This window comes from Moraxella sp. VT-16-12 (assembly GCF_002224245.2).
GTDB lineage: Bacteria > Pseudomonadota > Gammaproteobacteria > Pseudomonadales > Moraxellaceae > Moraxella.
The window spans coordinates 1-19,976 of sequence record NZ_NKHK02000007.1 but is presented as its reverse complement, the minus strand read 5'-3'; the positions used below and the strand labels follow the sequence as shown (position 1 = coordinate 19,976).

The 19,976-nt window shown below is 43.5% G+C and carries 26 protein-coding genes; 22 read left to right on the top strand and 4 right to left on the bottom strand.

All coding sequences use genetic code 11. From position 1 onward, the window contains the following. The first annotated feature begins 40 nt into the window (after window positions 1-40). Window positions 41-1,738 (top strand): terminase large subunit, encoded by a 1,698-nt coding sequence (locus tag CEW93_RS07345; RefSeq protein WP_089538977.1) that lies wholly within the window; start codon window positions 41-43, stop codon window positions 1,736-1,738. A 127-nt stretch (window positions 1,739-1,865) separates the two neighbouring features. On the opposite strand, the gene CEW93_RS07340 is transcribed toward CEW93_RS07345, so the two are convergent. Together CEW93_RS07340 and CEW93_RS07335 are read right to left on the bottom strand one after the other, a co-directional pair. After that, window positions 1,866-2,198 (bottom strand): DNA-binding transcriptional regulator, encoded by a 333-nt coding sequence (locus tag CEW93_RS07340; RefSeq protein WP_089538976.1) that lies wholly within the window; start codon window positions 2,196-2,198, stop codon window positions 1,866-1,868. After that, the gene (locus CEW93_RS07335) at window positions 2,176-2,529 is read right to left on the bottom strand and encodes a DNA-binding protein (RefSeq protein WP_255504026.1); all 354 of its coding nucleotides are present in this window, start codon (window positions 2,527-2,529) and stop codon (window positions 2,176-2,178) included. Before CEW93_RS07335 ends, CEW93_RS07340 begins: the two co-directional genes overlap by 23 nt. A 115-nt stretch (window positions 2,530-2,644) precedes the next feature. On the opposite strand from CEW93_RS07335, the gene CEW93_RS07330 reads away from it, so the two are divergent. From CEW93_RS07330 to CEW93_RS07240, 20 genes are all read left to right on the top strand, one after another. Next, window positions 2,645-3,844, top strand: a complete 1,200-nt coding sequence (locus CEW93_RS07330; RefSeq protein ID WP_089538975.1) for a phage portal protein — start codon at window positions 2,645-2,647, stop codon at window positions 3,842-3,844. Further along, window positions 3,841-4,374 carry an HK97 family phage prohead protease gene (locus CEW93_RS07325; protein ID WP_089538973.1) on the top strand — a complete coding sequence of 178 codons (534 nt, stop codon included), beginning with the start codon at window positions 3,841-3,843 and terminating at the stop codon, window positions 4,372-4,374. The genes CEW93_RS07330 and CEW93_RS07325 overlap by 4 nt, the downstream gene beginning before the upstream one ends. An 11-nt stretch (window positions 4,375-4,385) precedes the next feature. Next, complete coding sequence (locus CEW93_RS07320) at window positions 4,386-5,576, top strand: phage major capsid protein (protein WP_089538971.1); 1,191 nt, start codon at window positions 4,386-4,388, stop codon at window positions 5,574-5,576. A 67-nt stretch (window positions 5,577-5,643) separates the two neighbouring features. After that, complete coding sequence (locus tag CEW93_RS07315; protein ID WP_089538970.1) at window positions 5,644-5,835, top strand: hypothetical protein; 192 nt, start codon at window positions 5,644-5,646, stop codon at window positions 5,833-5,835. Window positions 5,836-5,851: 16 nt separating this feature from the next. After that, a complete protein-coding gene (locus CEW93_RS07310; RefSeq protein WP_186727933.1) occupies window positions 5,852-6,172 on the top strand; it encodes a head-tail connector protein in 321 nt (106 codons plus the stop codon). Next, window positions 6,173-6,514: a phage head closure protein gene (locus CEW93_RS07305; protein ID WP_089538966.1), complete on the top strand. Its 342-nt coding sequence runs from the start codon at window positions 6,173-6,175 to the stop codon at window positions 6,512-6,514. Beyond that, a complete protein-coding gene (locus CEW93_RS07300; protein ID WP_255504024.1) occupies window positions 6,498-6,929 on the top strand; it encodes an HK97-gp10 family putative phage morphogenesis protein in 432 nt (143 codons plus the stop codon). Before CEW93_RS07305 ends, CEW93_RS07300 begins: the two co-directional genes overlap by 17 nt. A gap of 64 nt (window positions 6,930-6,993) precedes the next feature. Beyond that, window positions 6,994-7,749 carry a hypothetical protein gene (locus tag CEW93_RS07295; protein WP_089538963.1) on the top strand — a complete coding sequence of 252 codons (756 nt, stop codon included), beginning with the start codon at window positions 6,994-6,996 and terminating at the stop codon, window positions 7,747-7,749. A gap of 54 nt (window positions 7,750-7,803) precedes the next feature. Beyond that, a complete protein-coding gene (locus CEW93_RS07290; RefSeq protein ID WP_089538962.1) occupies window positions 7,804-8,160 on the top strand; it encodes a DUF3168 domain-containing protein in 357 nt (118 codons plus the stop codon). Window positions 8,161-8,273: 113 nt separating this feature from the next. After that, window positions 8,274-8,708: a hypothetical protein gene (locus tag CEW93_RS07285; protein WP_089538960.1), complete on the top strand. Its 435-nt coding sequence runs from the start codon at window positions 8,274-8,276 to the stop codon at window positions 8,706-8,708. A gap of 58 nt (window positions 8,709-8,766) precedes the next feature. Beyond that, window positions 8,767-9,099: a phage tail assembly chaperone family protein, TAC gene (locus tag CEW93_RS07280; protein ID WP_089538959.1), complete on the top strand. Its 333-nt coding sequence runs from the start codon at window positions 8,767-8,769 to the stop codon at window positions 9,097-9,099. 23 nt (window positions 9,100-9,122) lie between these two features. Then, entirely contained in the window at window positions 9,123-9,443 is a 321-nt protein-coding gene (locus CEW93_RS07275) for a phage tail protein (protein WP_089538958.1), read from the top strand. A 78-nt stretch (window positions 9,444-9,521) separates the two neighbouring features. Continuing rightward, on the top strand, window positions 9,522-9,674 hold the full coding sequence (locus tag CEW93_RS10825; RefSeq protein WP_186727932.1) for a hypothetical protein: 153 nt from the start codon (window positions 9,522-9,524) through the stop codon (window positions 9,672-9,674). 39 nt (window positions 9,675-9,713) lie between these two features. Next, window positions 9,714-13,250 (top strand): phage tail tape measure protein, encoded by a 3,537-nt coding sequence (locus tag CEW93_RS07270; RefSeq protein WP_089538957.1) that lies wholly within the window; start codon window positions 9,714-9,716, stop codon window positions 13,248-13,250. Further along, on the top strand, window positions 13,240-13,581 hold the full coding sequence (locus CEW93_RS07265) for a phage tail protein (RefSeq protein WP_146416653.1): 342 nt from the start codon (window positions 13,240-13,242) through the stop codon (window positions 13,579-13,581). The genes CEW93_RS07270 and CEW93_RS07265 overlap by 11 nt, the downstream gene beginning before the upstream one ends. A 134-nt stretch (window positions 13,582-13,715) precedes the next feature. Beyond that, a complete protein-coding gene (locus CEW93_RS07260) occupies window positions 13,716-14,150 on the top strand; it encodes a hypothetical protein (RefSeq protein WP_089540879.1) in 435 nt (144 codons plus the stop codon). A 182-nt stretch (window positions 14,151-14,332) separates the two neighbouring features. Further along, complete coding sequence (locus CEW93_RS07255; protein WP_089540877.1) at window positions 14,333-15,031, top strand: phage minor tail protein L; 699 nt, start codon at window positions 14,333-14,335, stop codon at window positions 15,029-15,031. 53 nt (window positions 15,032-15,084) lie between these two features. After that, on the top strand, window positions 15,085-15,444 hold the full coding sequence (locus CEW93_RS07250) for a hypothetical protein (protein ID WP_089540875.1): 360 nt from the start codon (window positions 15,085-15,087) through the stop codon (window positions 15,442-15,444). Between the two features lie 25 nt (window positions 15,445-15,469). Beyond that, on the top strand, window positions 15,470-16,255 hold the full coding sequence (locus CEW93_RS07245) for a C40 family peptidase (RefSeq protein ID WP_146416652.1): 786 nt from the start codon (window positions 15,470-15,472) through the stop codon (window positions 16,253-16,255). After that, window positions 16,242-16,847 (top strand): tail assembly protein, encoded by a 606-nt coding sequence (locus CEW93_RS07240; protein WP_089540886.1) that lies wholly within the window; start codon window positions 16,242-16,244, stop codon window positions 16,845-16,847. Before CEW93_RS07245 ends, CEW93_RS07240 begins: the two co-directional genes overlap by 14 nt. A 1-nt stretch (window position 16,848) precedes the next feature. Here the strand turns inward: CEW93_RS07240 and CEW93_RS07235 are convergent, their stop codons facing one another. After that, on the bottom strand, window positions 16,849-17,145 hold the full coding sequence (locus tag CEW93_RS07235) for a BrnA antitoxin family protein (protein WP_089540890.1): 297 nt from the start codon (window positions 17,143-17,145) through the stop codon (window positions 16,849-16,851). A 7-nt stretch (window positions 17,146-17,152) separates the two neighbouring features. Continuing rightward, window positions 17,153-17,425, bottom strand: coding sequence for a BrnT family toxin (locus tag CEW93_RS07230; protein WP_089540883.1), 273 nt, complete (start codon window positions 17,423-17,425; stop codon window positions 17,153-17,155). Between the two features lie 68 nt (window positions 17,426-17,493). On the opposite strand from CEW93_RS07230, the gene CEW93_RS07225 reads away from it, so the two are divergent. Beyond that, a partial coding sequence (locus tag CEW93_RS07225) for a host specificity protein J (protein WP_146416651.1) occupies window positions 17,494-19,976 on the top strand: 2,483 nt, incomplete at its 3' end.

Genomic DNA, 19,976 nt, shown 5'->3' with positions numbered 1-19,976 from the left:
AACTTTTTATCCCATTTTTCCGAGTGGTTTTTGATGTCTTATGAGCAAATACCCCAATGTCGCACGAGCCGAACAATACGCCAAAGATGTCATCAATGGTAAAATCATCGCTAACAAATGGATAAAACTCGCTTGTCAAAGGCATTTTGACGACAAAAAGGTAAGTAAATCCAAAGATTATCCCTACAAGTTTGACCCCGCCAAAGCCGAACGGGTGGCAAGGTTTATCCAGCTGTTACCGCATACCAAGGGTGAATGGGCAAGGCGTGGCGAAAAGATATTTTTGGAAGCCTGGCAGGTGTTCGCTTGTTGTGTACCCTTTGGCTGGGTCAAAAAGAGCGACAATTTACGCCGTTTTCGCACCATTTTCATTTTTGTTTGCCGTAAAAATGGCAAATCTGCCATCGCAGCAGGCATCGCCAATTATATGTTTTGTGCTGATGGTGAGTTTGGGGCGGAAGTGTATAGCGGGGCAACCACCGAAAAGCAAGCATGGGAAGTGTTTCGCCCTGCCAAGCAAATGGTGGAACGCACACCCCAATTAAAAGAATATTTTGGCGTAGAAGTCAATGCGTCTAATATGAACCGTGTGGCGGACGGCTCTCGTTTTGAGCCTGTCATCGGAAAGCCCGGAGATGGGTCAAGCCCAAGCTGTGCCATCATTGATGAATACCACGAACACAAAGACGACAGCTTGTATGACACGATGGAAACAGGCATGGGGGCAAGAAATCAGCCGATTATGCTTGTCATCACCACCGCAGGGGCAACCATTGGCGGTGCGTGCCACCTGATGTACCAAGATGCCCAAAAAATGCTAGATAAGGTCCTTGACATAGACGATATGTGGGCGATTTTATATGGCAAAGATATAGACGATGCGTGGGACAGCGACATTGCTCTAATGAAAGCCAACCCCAACTTAGATGTGTCAGTATCTGGCGAATTTTTACAAGCTCGTCAGCGTGATGCCAAAACGTCCGCACGCAAACAATCGGTATTTCGCACCAAGCATCTAAACGAGTGGGTCGGAGCAAAAAATGCGTGGATGAACATGGCGAAATGGCAAAACGCCCCTGCTCGCAAGTCGCTTGCCGAGCTTGAAAACCGCCCTTGTTATATTGGGCTGGATTTAGCCACCAAAATTGACTTAAACGCCCTTATTCTACTGTTTCCACCGACTGCCGATGACCCAAACTATCATGTGCATGGGCGTTATTATTTGCCTGATGTGCGAGTGCTTGAGAACATGGACAGCAATACTGACCGCTACCGAGCGTGGGACACAATGGGGCTACTGACGCTCACAATGGGCGAAGTGGTAGATTTTGAAGCCATCAAAGATGATTTGCGTGAGTTTATGGGTCGCTTTGATGTGCAACAAATCGCCTACGACCCTTGGCAAGCCACCCAACTGGCACAGGAAATGGAAAAAGAAGGGGCGACAATGGTGGAACTACGCCACACCGTGCAAAATATGAGTGAGCCAATGAAAGAGCTGGAAGCCCTAATTTTGCAAGGTAAAATCGCCCACGGGGATTGTCCCGTGCTGATGTGGCAAGCGTCTAATGTCGTGGCGGTGGTGGACAAAAAAGACAATATTTATCCTGATAAAGAGCGAGCCGAAAATAAGATTGACGGCATTGTGGCTTTGATTATGGCACTTGGGCGTGCCAAGTTACACGCCCAAAATGGGGGGAATATTGATGAATACCTTGATAACATGGTTATCGCCTAGAAAAGTAAATACCCCCAATCGTAAACTGGGGGTGTTTTTAAACCACCTATGCGGTGTATGACTGTGTAGGTGCAAAAAATGCGTGGCTAAATATTTTCTAAGCCACCTATGCGGTGTATTTAGCAAATCAAGCAGTGGCAAGCTCGCCAATCAATTCGGGGCGTTTGGCAAGCAAATCCAACAGCACCCGAGCCGAACCGCTTGGCTGTCTTTGTCCCTGCTCCCAAGATTTTAGGGTATTGACCGAGATGCCGATGGCACGGGCAAACTGGCTTTGGGATAGATTGGCTTTTTGGCGGATTTGGGCGGGCTGACTGACGGCAGTCGTGCGAGCAAATTCGCCATTTTTTAACTGTGTTAAAGCCGTTGCCAAACTGTCTTGGTGGTCGGCAAGGTCAGGTTCATCGGCGATGATGGCTTGCATGACTTCGCTTACGTCAAAATTGGGTAGGTTTTTCATGGTTTGCTCCTATTTTTTGGTTTTTGGCTTTTGATTTGGCAAGTTTGCCCGTTTGGGCTTTGGTTAAGTCTTCACGCTCATTTTTGGGATAGATGGCAACCGCAACAATCAACCCGTCATCAAGCATATTGTAATAGATGACCCTTGCCCCGCCCCGTTTGCCGTGTCCCTTTGCCGAATAGCGGATTTTGCGTAAACCCTTTGCATTGGGGATAACATCGCCTTTGAGCGGATTTTGTGCCAAAAATTCAAAGAAATCAAGGCGTTCATCATCTGTCCAGATGTCATCTACTTGGCTGATAAATTGGGCGGTTTCGGCAATGGTGTACATGGTGGTTTATCTCTTAACTAATGCAATGTATTATAACACATTGTATTATAATTGCAAGTAATTTTTTGATTTTAACCGCTTTTTGAGCGGTTTTTTATTGCAAAAAGGAAAAAAGATGAATTTTTTTGGTTGGCTCGGCTCACTATTTGGGCGGTCTCGCCTAGATAAGGGGCAACAGTCCGACCCCTTTATTGGCACAAGCACCACAAGTGGCAATGCCATCAATGCTGACACCGCCTTAAAATTATCCGCAGTCTGGGCGTGCGTGCGACTGCGTAGCCAAGTGATTGGCTCGTTGCCTTTGCATTTGTACAGCAAAGACAAAAAGACAGCCGATAACCACCCCTTGTATCGCTTGCTACACGACAGCCCCAATGCCGACATGACCGCATCAGAATTTTGGGAAAGTTTGGTGGCAAGCCTTGATTTGTGGGGCAATGCCTACGCCCTGATTGTCCGCCATAAAAAAACACGCCATATCGTTGCATTGGACGTGTTAAACCCTGAGCGTGTGCGTGTCAGCCGTGGCAAAGATGGTTTGATTACTTATATTTATCAGGAAAATGGCAAATATACCCGTTATACGGCTGATGAGATTTTGCACATCAAGGGATTTAGTTTGGACGGGCTTGTAGGTTTATCGCCGATTAGCTACCAATCATCGGTGATTGGACTACAAGTAGATGCCAATAACGCCACGCAACATGAATTTAAAAATCATTTCAAAGGTGGCGGTTTCATCACCTATGACAAAATCATGACCGATGAGCAACGAGAAGGCATGAGAAAAAGCCTAGAATTTTTTAGCAAACCCGATAATGCGGGCAAATACATGGTGCTAGAAGCTGGCATGAACGTGGCTGGTGGTGCTGGCATACGCATGAATCCACAGGACGCACAACTGCTAGAAAGTCGCTACTTTGGCATTGAAGAGATTTGCCGTATCTTTGGCGTACCACCACAGCTGATTTATCACACCGACAAAGCAAGTTCGTGGGCAAGTAGCCTTGAAAACATGAATTTGGGCTTTTTGATGTATTCGCTCCGTCCTGTACTGGTCAAGATTGAACAAGCGATTGTCAAAAAACTGCTCACGCCCACCGAACGCAGCCAATACAAACCAAAATGGAGCGTGGAAGGACTGCTAAGAGCGGACAGTCAAGGGCGGTCGCAGTTTTATACGTCTGCTCTACAAAATGGCTGGCTAACTCGCAACGAAGTGCGAGAATTGGAAGATTTGCCACCGCTTGATGGGGGCGACACGCTGACGGTACAGACCAATTTAACACATTTACAAAATTTGGGAAAAACATGAATTTAGAAACCAAGTCCATGAACTTTAAAGCGGACAGCTTAAAAGATGATGGCACATTTAGCGGTTATTGCAATGTGTTTGATGTCAAAGACAGCTATGGCGATGTGGTCAAAAAAGGGGCGTTTGTCAGCTCGCTGAACGATTGGCAAGCAAAAGGCAAAATGCCACCGATTTTGTGGCAACATGACCGTGGGCAAGTTATTGGTGTATGGACAAAACTGTATGAAGACGACCACGGACTTTTTGGCGAAGGTAAACTACTCATTGACGATGTTGCCAAAGCAAAAGAAGCCTACGCCCTTATCAAAAACGGAGCAATTGACGGCTTGTCTATTGGCTATCGCACGCAAAAATGGGCGTGGAATGATGATGATAACGTGCTAGAACTTTTGGAAATTGACTTAAAAGAAATCTCAATCGTTACCTTTCCTGCCAATACAGACAGCACCGTCTCGCAAGTCAAACATCAAGCAATCACCGAACAAGATATAAAAAACGCCTTGGCGATATTAAACAACATCAATCTATAACAGGAGCTTATATGAGCAATCAACAAGAACTGACCGAATTGGCAGCTAAATTTGCCACCGCCACCGACCAAGTCAAAGAAATGGCAGAAGACATGAAGGGCAAAATGGCAAATGGCGAAAAGCTATCCCAGTCCGCCATTGACAAAGCTGATGAAGCCTTAGTGGCAATGAACGAAATCAAGCTCAGACTTGACGATTTAGAACAAAAAGATGCACGCCGTGGCTTTGATGATAGCGATTACCGCACACTTGGCGAAAAGTTTGCTCAGTCTGATGAATATAAACAGCTCAAAGACCATCAAGGCAATGGCAAAATCGCCAAATTGGAAGTGAAATCTACCATCACATCTGCCACCGCCAACGCTGATGGTTCAGCAGGGGCATTGATTGCACCTACTCGCCTAGGCGGTATCATTGCCCCACCTGACCGCCGTTTGACGGTGCGTGATTTATTGATGGCAGGTTCAACCGACAGTAACACCATTGTCTATATGCGTGAAACGGGTTTTACCAATAATGCCAAAGCCCAAAATGGCGAAGGTGAAAAACTTGCCCAGTCAAGTATCAAATTTGATGAACAAAGTGTGGCGGTTAAAACGCTTGGGCATTTTGTCAAAATATCAAGCCAAGTATTAGAAGATGCCAGCCAACTAGCTAGCCATATTGATGGACGATTAAGCTATGGGCTTAAACTGGTGGAAGAGATGCAGATTTTAAATGGTGATGGTTTGACCAATAACCTAAAAGGCATTATTCCCCAAGCCACTGCCTTTGCTGACAAAGCAAGCCTGACTAAATATACCATCATTGACCAGTTACGCCTTGCCATGTTGCAAGTTGCCCTATCAGAGTATCACAGCAGTGGTATTGTGTTAAATCCGATTGACTGGGCGAAAATTGAGCTTGCCAAAGATGAAAATGGTCGTTATGTCATTGGTAATCCGCAAGGGGTGCTATCACCTACCTTATGGGGCGTGCCTGTGGTGGCAACCCAAAGCATGGGCGTGGGTAAATTCTTGACAGGGGCGTTTGACATTGGGGCTCAAATCTTTGACCACCGTCAAAGCTCTGTGGAAGTCGGCTTTGAAAATGATGACTTTACCAAAATGTTACTCACCATCCGAGCCACAGAACGACTGGCTTTGGCAGTGTATCGCCCTGAGGCGTTTATTCATGGCACATTGGCTGAAAAGACAGCATAAAGGGGGCTAAAAGACGTGGCAAGGTTCACGCCTTTTATTTGATTGCAAACAACCAATAGGGGTAATTATGAAATACAAAGTTTTAATCCAACACTTCGGTGATAAGCAGTATTGGGCAGGTGATGTGCGAGAGATTGACAATGAGCAAGATGCACGGACATTGATTGATATGGGGTTGATTGCTTTGCCTGATGAGAGTGTGGAAGATGAGCCAAAAGTCAAAGTCAAAACACCACCTAAAAATAAATCTGAAAATTAATCATGATGGCAAAGCAATGGATAAAATCACACTTGAACAAGTCAAATACCAATGTCGTATTGAACACAATGATGAAGATGAGCTACTAAATGGCTACATTCTGTCTGCTTATGACTACGTCCAAAATCACACAGGGCGGAATTTATATAATGATAATATCCCTGATGATGACAAAAATGGCATCATCATCACACCAAGTATTAATCATGCTTGCTTAATGTTGGTGGCTCATTGGTATGCTAACCGTGAAACTGTGGCAAATAATATGGTAAATGTAGCAGAAATGCCATTTTCAGTTGTTCATTTACTGCAATCATACAGAATATTAGGAGTATAAATGCAAGCTGGTCAACTACGCCACCGCCTAAAATTCCACCGCCAAACCGCCACACGCTCATCAACAGGAGCAGTGCGAGCAGAGCAATGGGAACATATTTTAGCTTTGTGGGGACAATTTAGCCCTTTGTCAGTCAAAGACATGATTGCTGGACAAACTCACAAAACCAATATTACTGCCCGAGCCACAATCCGCTACCGCAGCGACATTGACCACACCATGAGAGTTGAACATAATGGCAAAATGTATGAAATTGTGGGTGAGCCTTTGGCAGATAAAGGCAGTGGGCGAGAGTATTTGACTTTGGTGTTAAAAGGTGTGTCTAGTGATAGTACAAATTAATGGTTTAAGTGAACTGAACGCAAAACTACACCAAATTCGTGATGAAATTGGCAACAAAGAAGCTGGTGGTGTGTTGTATAGCTCGCTGATGTTCGCCAGTACGCCAATGTACCAACAGGCAAGAGCCAATGCCCCTTTTCTAACTGGTGTGATTAAAGGGTCAATCAAAAGACGTAGGCTAACAAAGGGTGATAGTGCCAACATGGACGGTGCGGCAATTGCCATTTATGTGGCATTAAAAGGCAGTCGCCAAAGTCGTCAAAATGCTTATTATTATATATTCCATGAAGAATATGGGGCAAGGGGGCGACCGCCAATCCCCTTTATCCGCCCTGCTTTTGATGATAATATAGGCAATGCAGAAAGCCGATTTGCAGAAAAAATGGGACAACAGATTGATAAAATTATGGGTTAGCATATTGCCAAATTGTTGCTAATTGGTATATGATTATTCATTATTTTTACTATTTGGGTTGGATATGAAAAAAGCACTTAAAATCATTGGTATCATCTTTGGCTTATTTTTTGTCCTTGGGATACTTGCTGTTGTTTTTGAGACACCTGAACAAAGAGCAGAACGTGAAGCAAAAATGGCACAAGATAAGGCAAAATATGAAGCCGAAGAAAACGCAAAACAAGCTGAATTACAAGCTAAAAAACAAGTAGAACTTGAAGATAAAGCCAAAAAAGAAGCAGAAGAAAAAGCCACCAATCATTTAAACGTTGTGCCTACCAAGTTGCCACAGAATACTGACAAGCAAAGCCCAACTGTGCAAGCCAACTTTGGCATGACCCCCCAAGAGTTAGGCAGTAAAATTGATGAAAAAATTACTCAGGCATTGGGTATTGATGTCAAGTTAGGTAAAATACAGACATCTGGTGATACATTTATATTGGATTTGGGTCAGGGTATTTTTTGGACTGGTAACATTGATAAACAAGGCAAAGTATCAGCCAGTAGTTATCGTATGACTATTAAGCCCAATGAAAATAACGATAAAGTTTTTGCTTTATTGATATTGGCAGGAGTAACTGCCCAAGTGCTACACCCTGACATACCCAAAGAGCAAAGTGCAGGACAGGTGGCTAAAATGGCAACCAATGCTACCACCAAAGCAACTCAAACCAAGGATGCTGTAACTGAAACAATGATGATTGGTGATATTAAGCACTATACGGAAGTTTATCCATCCACAGGTAACATTGTTATAGGTGCTGCACACAAAGACCAGTAAACTTTTTAATCCACAACCGCCTAATCACAGGCGGTTTTTTTTATTGGAAATAATATGACCGCTAGTGAACGCATTTATAGCCTACTGGCTAACTTGGTAGGCGGACGGTGCTATCCGCTTTTTGTGCCTGAAAGTGAGAAATCGCCACCCCCTTATATTGTATATAACATCATCTCAAACATACCTGACAATGTACTAGACGGCATTACAGGTCATGAGTGGGTGCGGATGCAGATAGATGTTTATACCATCAATTATGACGACACAATCAGCCTGTCCGCCCAAGTGGTCAAGGCATTAAACACCATACAGCCGTCAATCTATGGCGGAACGACTTATTTGTACGATGATGAAGCCAAGTTATATCGTGGTTTGATAGAGTACGAATTTTGGCAGACCTTGCCAACTTGATTTTTTTAACCACCAACTGACAGGAGAATAATATGTCAGCAATCTACAGTAGTAGAAATTTAAAGATAGTCGTTAGACTTATCCACCATTTTACCAAACAATAGGAGCAAAAAATGTCAGCAGAAAATACCAAAGACAGTTTTTATCAGCTGTTTGTGTCCGCCAATGGACAAGCTCAATCGTTTAAAAAGGTCATCTTGCTACAAAAATGCGGTGTCCCTAGTGAAACAAAGGTGCTAGACGACATCACTGCCACCGATGACCGCCGTGAAATCAAAGTGCCTGTGGACTTTAAAGAAGGCAGTGAAATTGATTTTGAGTATGTGTTAGATTCTACTGACACCACTCATCAGCTGTTGCAGACCAGCTTTGAGACCGCCAAAGAGCTTGTGTTTCAGTTAAAATTTGTGGAAGTGCCGACCGAAAGTCGTCAATTCAAAGGTATTATTAGTGAACTTACCACCGATAATGACGACATCAAAAAGAAGTTACGCAAAAAAGGCAAAATTTCTATCACCAGTGAAGTTATCAAAGAACTAACCGCTTAACCCCTAACTTACCCCCATAAGCCTATCCACCGATAGGCTTTTTTATTAAGGAAATTTTATGAGTGCATTAACCAAAACTGGGCTATTAGCCGTGATTGCTGCCACGCCAATTTTAAAAGAGATTGATGGTATTGGCGAAGTTTATTTAAAAAAACTCACCGTTGCCGAGCAAGGCGAGCTTGCTAAAAAAGGTGAGAAAAACGATAACATCACCACAAGCCTTAATATGGTGGCATATTCGCTTTGTGATGAAAATGGTAAACGCTTGTTTGGTGATAATGATGTTAAAGAACTTGGCAATCTGACTGTCGAGCAGATGACCGCTATTGTAAATGTCATTAGTGAAATTAATGGTTTTGATACCAAGCTGGACGATACCAAAAAAAACTAATCGCCAACAAAGACCGCTTATTTTTGTTTAAACTGGCAGGACATCTGGGTAAAACGGTGAGTGAGCTAGAACGCACACTTACCATATCCGAACTTGCCGAATGGCGTGCTTATGATGAAATAGACCCCATTGGTGGCTATCGTATGGATTTGGGTTTTGCCTTGCTTGCTTATTTACAGGCAGGTGATACAGATAAAAGTCTTGCTGATTTTCTTGTGATTGACCCAAATCCGATGACAGATGATGAGCGTCAAGTGTGGGAAGATGAACAACACGCCATAAAAGCAAGGGCAGAAGTGCAGGCGATGATTGCCATGTTTGGCAAAATGGAACAATCATCATAATCAACGATAAGCAAAAACCCAAGTTCGCCAAAACTTGGGTTTTTTAGTATTAACCTTTTAACGGAAAGGATTAAATCTATGAACGATTTTATCACATTTTTAGTGCAAAGTGAAAGATTATCTATGGAAAAATTAATTGTTATTGGCATTTTTGTCTTGCTGGGCATTTTAATTTGGCGATTGCCTGAGATTTATAGAGCCTATAAAGAATTTGAGAAAAAAGACACTTAACCCCCACCGCCTTTGAGCGGTTTTTTAATTGGAGCAACCATGTCAGTTGTATCAAAATTACAAATCGTCCTAGAAGCGACTACTACCGCTTTTGACCGTGGACTACGCTCTGCTCAGCGTTCGCTTGATGGATTTGCTAGACGTACGGAGCAACTACATGAACGTATGGACAGATTTGCCAGACGTAATGCAGATGCACTACAAGGATTGCAAAATGCAGGAGCTATCGCCACTGTTGGATTGGGGATGATTGCTTATGGTATTAAAGGGGCGGTGGACGAAGCGGTAAAATTTGAGCAATCTATGGCAGAAGTTAAAAAGGTTGTGGATTTTGATACGCCCCAAGCATTCAAAAAAATGCAAGATGACATCATTGGTTTATCCCAAAAATTACCCATGGCAGCCGACCAAATCGCCCAAATTATGGCGGCGGCAGGACAAGCAGGGATAGCCCAAGCTGAGCTGTTTCGTTTTACTGAATCGGCAGTAAAAATGGGTGTGGCATTTGACATTACCGCCGAACAAGCAGGACAAGCGATGGCAGAAATGCGAGTGGCATTTAAAATGAGCCAAGACGAAGTTGAGACATTGGCTGATAAAATCAACTATCTAGGCAATACTACACCGAATGCTGCCGACAAGGTTTTGGAAGTGGTACAGCGTATTGGTTCACTTGGTGGTATTGCAGGGGTATCAGCTGACCAAATCGCAGCGTTAGCAGGGTCAATCACCGCCGTAGAGCCTGATGTAGCAGCAACAGGCATTAAAAATATGATGATTTACATGACCAAAGGAGCAGGTGCAACCAAATCACAAAAAGAAGCCTTTGACCAATTAGGATTATCAGCCGAGAAAGTCGCTAAAAATATGCAAATTGACAGTATGGGTACATTTTTAGATGTGATTGAACGCATCAAGAAGTTACCCAAAGATTTGCAGGTAGCAACCATCAATGACATATTTGGTACAGAAGCTTTGCCAATTATTGCTCAATATGTGGACAATACCGAAACATTACGAAAAAATTTAGAAGCCATGGGAGATGCCAGCTTTTATGCAGGCTCTATGCTTGCTGAATTTGAAGGTATGGCAGGCACAACACAAGCACAAATGCAAACTTTTGGTAATAATATCACTGCTGTTAAAATTGCTTTGGGCAGTGCATTTTTACCAACACTTAATAATGTCATGCAAGCCATGACACCGATTTTACAATCTATGACAGATTTTGCCAGTAATAACCCAGAGCTTGTCGCCACCATTACGGCAGTAACGGCAGGTGTGCTTGGTTTTGTGGCAACGCTTGGCGGTCTTGCTCTTGCGTTTACTGCGGTTACAAGTGGTTTTGGGGCAATCATTGCCATAGGTGGATTTTTTGCCACAATGATAAGTGGTGTCATCTCTGCGGTGTCATCTGCTGTGGGTATGGTAGGAGCGTTTGGCTCTGCCCTTGCCATGCTTGGTTTTCCTGTAACGGCTGTGATAGCAGGGGTAACTGCATTGATTGCGGTGGGTGTGGCATTGTATAAAAACTGGGATGAAGTCAAAACCAAGGCGACTGAAATTTTTAATGGATTGCCCGCCCCTGTTCAAGAAGCGGTACAAAATATTAAATCTATTTTTACAGGCGTTTCTGATTTTATCAATGGGGCAATGAGTAAGGTTATACCGATTTTTGAGCAATTTGGTCATACTGTCAAGGCGAAATTTGCCGAATTAAAGCCCCTGATTGGTGTGGTATTTGAAGGTATTAAGGCGTATTTGTCAGCATGGATAAACAGCACAAAAGCCATATTTACCGCAGGGCTAACTGTCTTTGCCAGTGTGTTTAACGCAGGATTTGCCCTAATTAAAAATGCCTTCACCACCACTTTTAATGTCATCAAGGCATTGGTGCGTGGAGATATGCAAGGTGTGGCAAGTGCAATCCGTACAGGCTTGACTAATGCTGTCAGTATCATTCGCACCATGATAGGCAATATCGTAGGAGCGTTTAAAAATCTTGGTAGCCAACTACTACAAGCAGGACGAGATGCAATACAGGGCTTTATTAATGGCGTAAAAGGCAAAATGAGCGAAGCACTAAATGTCGCTCGTGATATGGCAAATAAAGTCTATCAAACGGTCAAGTCTGCCCTTGACATTCACTCGCCTAGCCGAAAAATGAAAAAACTTGGCAAACATACTGCCGAAGGTATGGCACAAGGCATTAAAAAAGCCACACCAAAGGCTGTCAAACAAGCCAAGAAAATGGCGGATAACATTCAAAAAACAGTCGCAGATGCTGTGGCAGGTTTGAAAAAAGAAATTGCTTTATTTGGCAATGACAATCCCATCAATGCCTTAAAATATGATATTGGTATTGGCAAATATAAGGGGGCAAATACTGCTGAACTTGAAGCCTTGACTGCTCAAAAACACCAATTAGAACGCAACAAGACTGTACTTGATGAGATTGCTGGTATTCATAAAGAAATCTCCACACATGGATTTGATAGATTGCAACTACTGGAATGGGAAATCATTCACACCAACAAATACAAAGGGGTTGCTGATAATGTGTTGGACAATTTAAAAGCCAAAACAGCCGAACAAATGGCATTTAATAAAGCCCTAGAAGAGCAAAACAAAATAGCCCAAGCCAATGAACGCTCCAAGTCTAATTATGACAGTTTGCAAAAGCAGATTGATTTGTTTGGCAATCAGTCAAAACTTGCTGAGTTTGATTATGATTGGCAAAACGGAGCTTTTAGTGGTGCGGATAATATGTTGTTGCTTCGTGAACGTTCTGCCATTGCCAAGCTTGAACATTTGCAACACCAAGCCAACACAAAAAACGCCTTTGATGATATGACAAAGAGCATGGCGGGTGAGCTATCGCCCCTTGCCAAGTTACAAAAAGAGCTGGATGACAGGCTTAAAATCATTAAAGATTACGAAGATTCTCATACAAATGTAGAGCTACAAGCTCAACAAGCACGACAGCAAGCTGAACAAGTCTATTTGGCTGCTAAAACTAATCTAATGCTAGATGGTTATCAAAACGTATTTCATGGCATAAGTGGTATGACCAAGTCATTTTTTGGGGAGCAAAGTGGTATTTATCGGGCGATGTTTGCGATGGAAAAAGGCTTTGCTATTGCCAAAGCCATCATCGCTTTAAAAGCAAATATTGCCGAAGCAAGTAAAACAGGCTTTCCTAAAAACATTCCCATAATCGCAGGAGCGGTATCACAGGGCATGGGTATTATCAATGACATTCGCTCCATTGCCATGCCAGTCGGACAAGCCCACGATGGCATTATGTCCGTCCCAAAGTCAGGCACTTGGAATCTTGAAAAAGGCGAGAGAGTATTACCCAAACACACCGCCCAAAACCTTGATAACACCTTAAACCGTCTGCAAAGCAATAGTAGTGGGCAGGTTATCAATGTAAATGTAACCGTAAATAGCGATGGTGGCGATGTGCAGTCCAGTCATGACATGGGTAAAAACTTGGGTCATGCGATTAAATTAGCCGTCCAAGCTGAATTGCAAAAAGAACGTAGACAAGGGGGTTTGCTGTATGGCAGATAATATCAAAACCTTCAAATGGCAAATGAACATGGGAGCTTCTGCCGATGTTCGCCACAATGTAACCAAAACCCAGTTCGGTGATGGCTATGCTCAGCGTGTCAGTCATGGCATTAACAACAAACGTACTGATTGGAGTGGCTCAAAAACAGGCGACTGGGCAACTGTGATTAAGCCCATTCAAGACTTCATTGATGAACACCAAGGAATTAAGCCTTTTTTATGGACCAACCCACATGGTGTAACCGCTAAATATGTCTGTCAAGAGTATCAAGTCAGTCATCGCAAGGGGAATTTTTGGCAGATTTCTCTTAAATTTGAACAAGTTTTTTAAGCCAATTTTGATTGATGGCCAACATTAGCCAAAAACACAAGTAATTGTTTTTAAACAATATAATTTATTGGCCAACTTCGGCCAAACCCAATTTTAACCGCCCCACTTTGGGGCTTTTTTAATGGAGCAAAACCATGACTACCAAAACACTTAAAACACTTTCTACCACCGAGCTTGATATTTTAACCGCCTTTGGCTACCAAGTCTCAACCTGGCAAAACACCCACGGTGATGATGCCAGTATTGTCAAGATTGAGTATTCAGACGACACAGGGGATTTTGAGATTACCACCAATAAAGCCAATCAAGGGCGTACTCGCCGTGTGTCTCGCCTAACCGCTGACATCATTCATTGGGCAAGTGGTCAGCTTGATACACTTGAATACCAAGGCATCTATGCTGATAAGCTGATGGTTGCTTATCAAGATAATCAGTTTAGCATTGACCTTGTGCCAAAGCCCGCCAAGCAAGACCAAGACGAGCAGTCCACAGATGATACACCTACCAATGCTGAGCCAGTCAATGACCCAATCAGCAATGAACAAGACAGCACTGATGCACAAAGCTGACTTAATTTGCTGGCTAAGTATCATTAAGCATAATAACCCATTTAAGCAAACAAATAAAAACCCAAGTTAAATACTTGGGTTTGAATTTCATGGCGATGATGATTGTTCATTAAAATTTACTACGTAAATTTATCATAACTGATTTAAAACTGCAAGTCATCACTTTTAAACAAGGTCATACAATGAGCTTTAACAGCAACATTCAACAATCCAGTGTACAAGGTTTCATCACCTTGTACGAATTAGATGCTCGCAAATTAGGCGGTGATGTTTACCGTTTTCATGGACACGCCCACAGCGACAATGATGGCAAAATCATCTGGCAAGGTCAAGAGTTTATTCCTATTGCCATCACTGCCGAAGGCTTGGAAGTGCGTGGCGATGGCAAAGCAAGCATGCCCACAATCACCATACATAATGACATCGGTGGTGTGCCACAAGCATTGCGACTGCTGTGTTTGCGGTTTGGTGATTTTGCAGGGGCAAGGCTGACTGTCATTCATACCTTAGCTGAGTACTTAGATAACCCAAACAGCCAAGCAGACGAACAAAACTACCGCACCTCTCTTTGGTATATTGAACAAAAGACCAACGAAAGCAGTATTAATGCCACCACCACCTTTGAGCTGGCGAACCCTACGGATTTTGAAGGACGAAAACTCCCTTTTCGGCAAATCACCAGTTTCTGCCATTGGGCAGTCTGTGGCAAATATCGTGGGGAAGAATGTAATTATACAGACACAAAGCGATTTACCATTGATGGTAAGCCTACCGATGACCCCGAGCAAGACAAATGCAGTGGCAGATTGTTTGAGTGCAAATTGCGGGGCAATGAACAAAGATTTGGTGGGTTTCCTGCCAGTAGTTTGATTGGGTCTTGATGTGTCAAGTTTTTAACCGATGTATCATAAAATGCCTAAGTGGAGATTTACCAATGCAACCAAAGTTTACCCAAAAAACACTTGCTGACATAAAGCAAGTCAATATCTCTTACAATCAGTTGATGCGTATCAATCATTTAGTGAATCAATTCTTATCAGAACGCCACTTTAATGATTACGATGTTGATACTGATGTTGGCAGTATAGGATATGAGAGTGTATTAAATTTAGATGTTTATTTGCAAAATACCAATATTGATAATTGCTTAAATCTTAGCGATGAATTTCTTGATGTATTGATTGATGATGAAACGCTAGACTATGATGATTACAAAAACATATTGGTGCATTTTATTCCAAGTCAATTTAAACCTAAAAAACATCATTCAAAAAACACCAACCCTACCGCCTAATGGCGGTTTTTTATTGGATAAAAAAATGAAACTCACCAAACAACTAAAATCCGCCATCATCACCCACGCCAAAGCCGTTTATCCATCTGAATGTTGTGGACTTGTCATTAATGGCACTTATCATCCTTGTAACAACATCGCCCCTAATCCTGTTGACACCTTTGAGATTGACCCTGTGCAATTTATTGAACTGTCTGCTTTGGGCGACATTCAAGCCATTGTCCACTCTCACCCAAACGGCAATGCCGAGCCTTCCGAAGTGGACAAAGTTCAAATGGGCTTACATGGGGTGGATTGGCTAATCTGTGCTTATGGTGTTCATGCAGACGGTCAAGAATACTTTGACATCAAATGTCATAAACCCACCATCTACACCACCCCACTGCTCGGGCGTGAGTATCATCATGGCACACAAGATTGTTATGGGATTGTACAGGATTATTATGACCGTGAGCTTAACATCATTCTGCCTGACTTTCAGCGTGTTGATGAGTGGTGGGAAGACAAAGACCACGAACCACTTTATGAGAATAATTTTAAAAAAGCTAGGTTTGAAGTGGTAACAGGCACACCCCAAAAGCACGATGTGATTTTGTGTCGTGTTGGTCGCACACACCACGTCAATCACGCCTTAATCTTTATTGGTGATGGCAAATTACAATCAGAAACCACCCCTGACTGTGTGGGTGATTGCCTTGTTTTACATCACCCGCACGGCAGATTGAGTGTGCGTGAGATATATGGGGAGAGCTGGCACAAACGCACAGCGATGATTGTCAGACATAAGGAGCTGATGAATGAAAACGATTGAGCTGCACGGCATTCTCGCTAAAAAGTTTGGACGCTTTTTTAAACTTAACGTACAAAGTGCCAAAGAAGCCTGCCATGCGATTGCCTGCCAAATTCCAGCCTTTAAGCAATTTATGGCAGACAGTGAAAACTTAGGCTATCGCTTTGCCATCTTTGTCGGTAAAAAACGCAATGAGCAAACCAACATCAACGAGCAAGAGCTAGATAACATCACCACCGCAGGTCATATCCATATTGTCCCAAAAGTCATCGGTAGTGGTGGCAAAACCCTAGGTTGGATTCAAGTCATTGCAGGAGTGGCACTCATCGCCACAGGATTTGGGGCATTTGGTGGGGTGGGATTGGTGGCAGGGGTAACCAACTGGGCGTTAATTGGTGCAGGTGCAGGATTATTAATTGGTGGGGTGTCAAGCCTACTGATGCCCACCCCCAAACTTGACCCCATGAACGAAGATGGCAACCGTCCTAATAATGGCTTTGGTGGTGCAGTTACCACCGTGGCACAGGGCAATCCTGTACCCCTACTTTATGGCAAGTGGGATGTGGGTGGATTTATCAGCAGTGCGGGGATTTATGCGGAAGATAAGGCGTAGCTTAGGTGTTAACTGAATGTGTCTTAATCCACTCTTTTAAGGCATTATTCATGGCGGTTTGCCAACCTTTGCCTTGGGATTTAAAATATTCCACAATCTCACTATCAAAACGAATGCTGATGGCTTGCTTTGGCTTATCACTTATTGGTCTGCCAAGTTTGGTTTTTAAATCAGCATAATTTTGGCTGATGATGGCATTATTCCAGTCAAATTGTTCATCGCCCTTATCTACACTATTAGGGGCATTGGCAAGCAAAGTTTGGGGGTCTATTGGTGGTTGGCATGTTGTCTTCTTCATAATCAGCTTATCCATAAATGGCTTTAATAAACTTTTTAGTTTCTTGTTTGTCGGCAGGGCGAATGGATATGATGTGTGGTTTTTCACGGTCAGTCCATACCATAAACACCACCTGATTGCCTAAAATACCATAGCTTTGTAAACGCATTTCACCATAGTCAAAACGGTTATCCTCATAGGTCAACATTGGATTATCAAAAATTGTCTCGCAACCAATAAAATCAATGCCATGTTTGTCAATATTGGTTAACCGCTTGGTTTCATCATAACTGATTGGCATAGTTTGCCTATAATTACGTTGTTTTTAATTATTGTATATACAAAAATAAACCCTGTCAAGAAAAACTTATGAATAACTCATCTTTAATACACGGCTCAAAAAAAGGCTCAAAACAACCCCATCGCCCCCACATTGCCCCTGACACCTTAGTTTCCCAAGACACTTTTAAGGCTCTATATGGTCTGTGTGAAGGAGAAATTTACGGCTTGGCAGATGGGGGCAAATCCATCAAGCTAGATGGCACACCGCTCATCAATGATAACGGACAACCTAATTTTACAGGGGTAAATTGGGAGTTTCGGGCAGGTACGCTCAATCAAACACACATTGCAGGCTTTCCTGCTGTTGAGAATGAAACCAATGTGGGCGTGGAGTTACGCCATGACCGTCCGTGGGTTAAAGCCATAACCAACCGTGAATTATCTGCTGTGCGTGTTCGTCTCAACTTCAATGCCCTACGAGAGCAAGATAATAATGGCAACATTAAGGGCTATGCCATTGAGTATGCCATTGATGTACAAACGGACGGTGGCAGTTTTATTGAAGTTGTTCGCCAAACCGTGCGGGGCAAATCAAGTGCAGGCTATAAAAAATCGCACCGTATTGACCTGCCGAGTGCAGGGACGGCAAAACGTTGGACAATCCGAGTACGGCGTATCACCCCCAACCGCAACAGCGATTTGGTCAGTGATACTGTCCACATTGACGCACTGACTGAGATTATTGATGCCAAATTGGCTTATCCTTGCACCGCTGTTTTGGGTCTGTCTTATAATGCCAAGACATTTAGCAACATTGCTAAAATCGCCGTACGCTTAAAGGGCAAGATTATCCAAGTGCCAAGCAATTACAATGCCGACACTCGCCAATACAATGGACTATGGGACGGTACGTTTAAAATGGCATATTCTAATAATCCTGCTTGGGTCTATTATGACATTTGCACCCATAAACGCTATGGCTTAGGCGAGCGTCTATCAGGATTGGTGGACAAATGGCGATTGTATCAAATCGGACAATATTGTGATGAGCTGGTTGATGACGGTAAAGGCGGCAGGGAGCCACGCTTTGCCATTAATGTCTATATTCAAAAAGCCGAAGATGCTTACTTGGTCTTGCAAAACATCGCTTCGGTATTTCGGGGCATGAGCTTTTGGGACGGTAGCAACATCGTGGTGGATGCCGACACACCCAAAGACCCTATCTATACGTTTAGCCGCGCCAATGTGGTCGGTGGTGAGTTTGTGTATCAAGGCACACGAGCAAGAGACCGCCACACGCTAATTAGTGTGGCGTGGTCTAATCCTGATAATGAGTATAAAACTGAGTATGAACCTGTGGCAGATGAACAAGCCATCGCCAGATACGGCATTAAAAAACTTGACATCGCTGCATGGGGTTGTACGTCTAAGGGGCAAGCCCAAAGAGCAGGATTGTGGGCGTTAAAGTCTGAGCAATTAGAAACCCAAACGGTCAGCTTTAAAACAGGCTTGATGGGTTTTATTCCGCAAGTGGGGCAAGTCATCAATATTGCCGATGACATCTTTGCCGGGCGAGCGATTAGTGGGCGGATTGTCTCTACCAATGCCCAAGCCAAACAGCTTACCCTTGACCGCCAAGCAGGAAAAGTGGGCGACACCATCACACTAAATACAGCTGAACAGGTGCAAACGGCTAAAATTGTTGCCGTGAACAATACTGTCTTAACCCTAGATAAAGCCATAGGGCAAACAGATGATGTGTGGGCAATCATCTCTGATGATTTAAAGCTCATGCAGTTTCGCATTTTAAGCATTGCCCAAAACGATGACGCCACCTTTGACATCACCGCATTGCAATACGCACGACAAAAATATGACGTGGTGGATAGTGGGGCAAACATCATCCAAGAACCTTTGACTGTGCTAAAAGCCACACCAATCACCGCCCCAAATAGCGTAACCTTGATGGCAAACACCCGCACCCATCAAGGGCAAGCGGTAACAACCCTAACAATCAATTGGGAGCAGGTTCAAGGGGCTACTGCCTACATTGTGGAGTGGCGAAAAGATGACGGCAACTGGCAAACCCTACCCAAAGTGGCAGGGCAAAGCGTGGATATTGATGGGGTATATGCAGGGGCTTATTTGGCACGAGTGCGAGCTGTGGACAGTTTTGATAATGAAAGTCTCGCCACATCTAGCCAATTAACCCACATTGCAGGCAAAACAGGCAGACCACCCAAAATTGCTCGTTTAAATGTTCAAGGTAAATTATTTGGCATGGATTTGGCTTGGGTGTTCAACAAGGGCTCTGATGATACCAACTTCACAGAAATCCAAGTGTCTCCTGATGGTCGCTCCAATATCACCACCCTGGGCACCTTTGCCTACCCCACCAATAAACACGAAATCACAGGCTTGCAAGGCAATCTTACGCAGTTTTACCGAGCAAGAATTGTGGACAAACTTGGCAATACAAGTGATTGGACGGCATGGGTGCGTGGGACCAGCGAAGCACAAGCAGACAAGGTGCTGGATTTAATTCAAGGACAAATCAGCCAAAGTCATCT

What these genes read in the sequence shown, in the direction of transcription:
- CEW93_RS07345 (WP_089538977.1), top strand. Translation starts at nt 41, where the DNA reads ATGAGCAAATACCCCAATGTCGCACGAGCCGAACAATACGCCAAAGAT.
- CEW93_RS07340 (WP_089538976.1), bottom strand. Translation starts at nt 2,198, where the DNA reads ATGAAAAACCTACCCAATTTTGACGTAAGCGAAGTCATGCAAGCCATC.
- CEW93_RS07335 (WP_255504026.1), bottom strand. Translation starts at nt 2,529, where the DNA reads ATGTACACCATTGCCGAAACCGCCCAATTTATCAGCCAAGTAGATGAC.
- CEW93_RS07330 (WP_089538975.1), top strand. Translation starts at nt 2,645, where the DNA reads ATGAATTTTTTTGGTTGGCTCGGCTCACTATTTGGGCGGTCTCGCCTA.
- CEW93_RS07325 (WP_089538973.1), top strand. Translation starts at nt 3,841, where the DNA reads ATGAATTTAGAAACCAAGTCCATGAACTTTAAAGCGGACAGCTTAAAA.
- CEW93_RS07320 (WP_089538971.1), top strand. Translation starts at nt 4,386, where the DNA reads ATGAGCAATCAACAAGAACTGACCGAATTGGCAGCTAAATTTGCCACC.
- CEW93_RS07315 (WP_089538970.1), top strand. Translation starts at nt 5,644, where the DNA reads ATGAAATACAAAGTTTTAATCCAACACTTCGGTGATAAGCAGTATTGG.
- CEW93_RS07310 (WP_186727933.1), top strand. Translation starts at nt 5,852, where the DNA reads ATGGATAAAATCACACTTGAACAAGTCAAATACCAATGTCGTATTGAA.
- CEW93_RS07305 (WP_089538966.1), top strand. Translation starts at nt 6,173, where the DNA reads ATGCAAGCTGGTCAACTACGCCACCGCCTAAAATTCCACCGCCAAACC.
- CEW93_RS07295 (WP_089538963.1), top strand. Translation starts at nt 6,994, where the DNA reads ATGAAAAAAGCACTTAAAATCATTGGTATCATCTTTGGCTTATTTTTT.
- CEW93_RS07290 (WP_089538962.1), top strand. Translation starts at nt 7,804, where the DNA reads ATGACCGCTAGTGAACGCATTTATAGCCTACTGGCTAACTTGGTAGGC.
- CEW93_RS07285 (WP_089538960.1), top strand. Translation starts at nt 8,274, where the DNA reads ATGTCAGCAGAAAATACCAAAGACAGTTTTTATCAGCTGTTTGTGTCC.
- CEW93_RS07280 (WP_089538959.1), top strand. Translation starts at nt 8,767, where the DNA reads ATGAGTGCATTAACCAAAACTGGGCTATTAGCCGTGATTGCTGCCACG.
- CEW93_RS10825 (WP_186727932.1), top strand. Translation starts at nt 9,522, where the DNA reads ATGAACGATTTTATCACATTTTTAGTGCAAAGTGAAAGATTATCTATG.
- CEW93_RS07270 (WP_089538957.1), top strand. Translation starts at nt 9,714, where the DNA reads ATGTCAGTTGTATCAAAATTACAAATCGTCCTAGAAGCGACTACTACC.
- CEW93_RS07265 (WP_146416653.1), top strand. Translation starts at nt 13,240, where the DNA reads ATGGCAGATAATATCAAAACCTTCAAATGGCAAATGAACATGGGAGCT.
- CEW93_RS07260 (WP_089540879.1), top strand. Translation starts at nt 13,716, where the DNA reads ATGACTACCAAAACACTTAAAACACTTTCTACCACCGAGCTTGATATT.
- CEW93_RS07255 (WP_089540877.1), top strand. Translation starts at nt 14,333, where the DNA reads ATGAGCTTTAACAGCAACATTCAACAATCCAGTGTACAAGGTTTCATC.
- CEW93_RS07250 (WP_089540875.1), top strand. Translation starts at nt 15,085, where the DNA reads ATGCAACCAAAGTTTACCCAAAAAACACTTGCTGACATAAAGCAAGTC.
- CEW93_RS07245 (WP_146416652.1), top strand. Translation starts at nt 15,470, where the DNA reads ATGAAACTCACCAAACAACTAAAATCCGCCATCATCACCCACGCCAAA.
- CEW93_RS07240 (WP_089540886.1), top strand. Translation starts at nt 16,242, where the DNA reads ATGAAAACGATTGAGCTGCACGGCATTCTCGCTAAAAAGTTTGGACGC.
- CEW93_RS07235 (WP_089540890.1), bottom strand. Translation starts at nt 17,145, where the DNA reads ATGAAGAAGACAACATGCCAACCACCAATAGACCCCCAAACTTTGCTT.
- CEW93_RS07230 (WP_089540883.1), bottom strand. Translation starts at nt 17,425, where the DNA reads ATGCCAATCAGTTATGATGAAACCAAGCGGTTAACCAATATTGACAAA.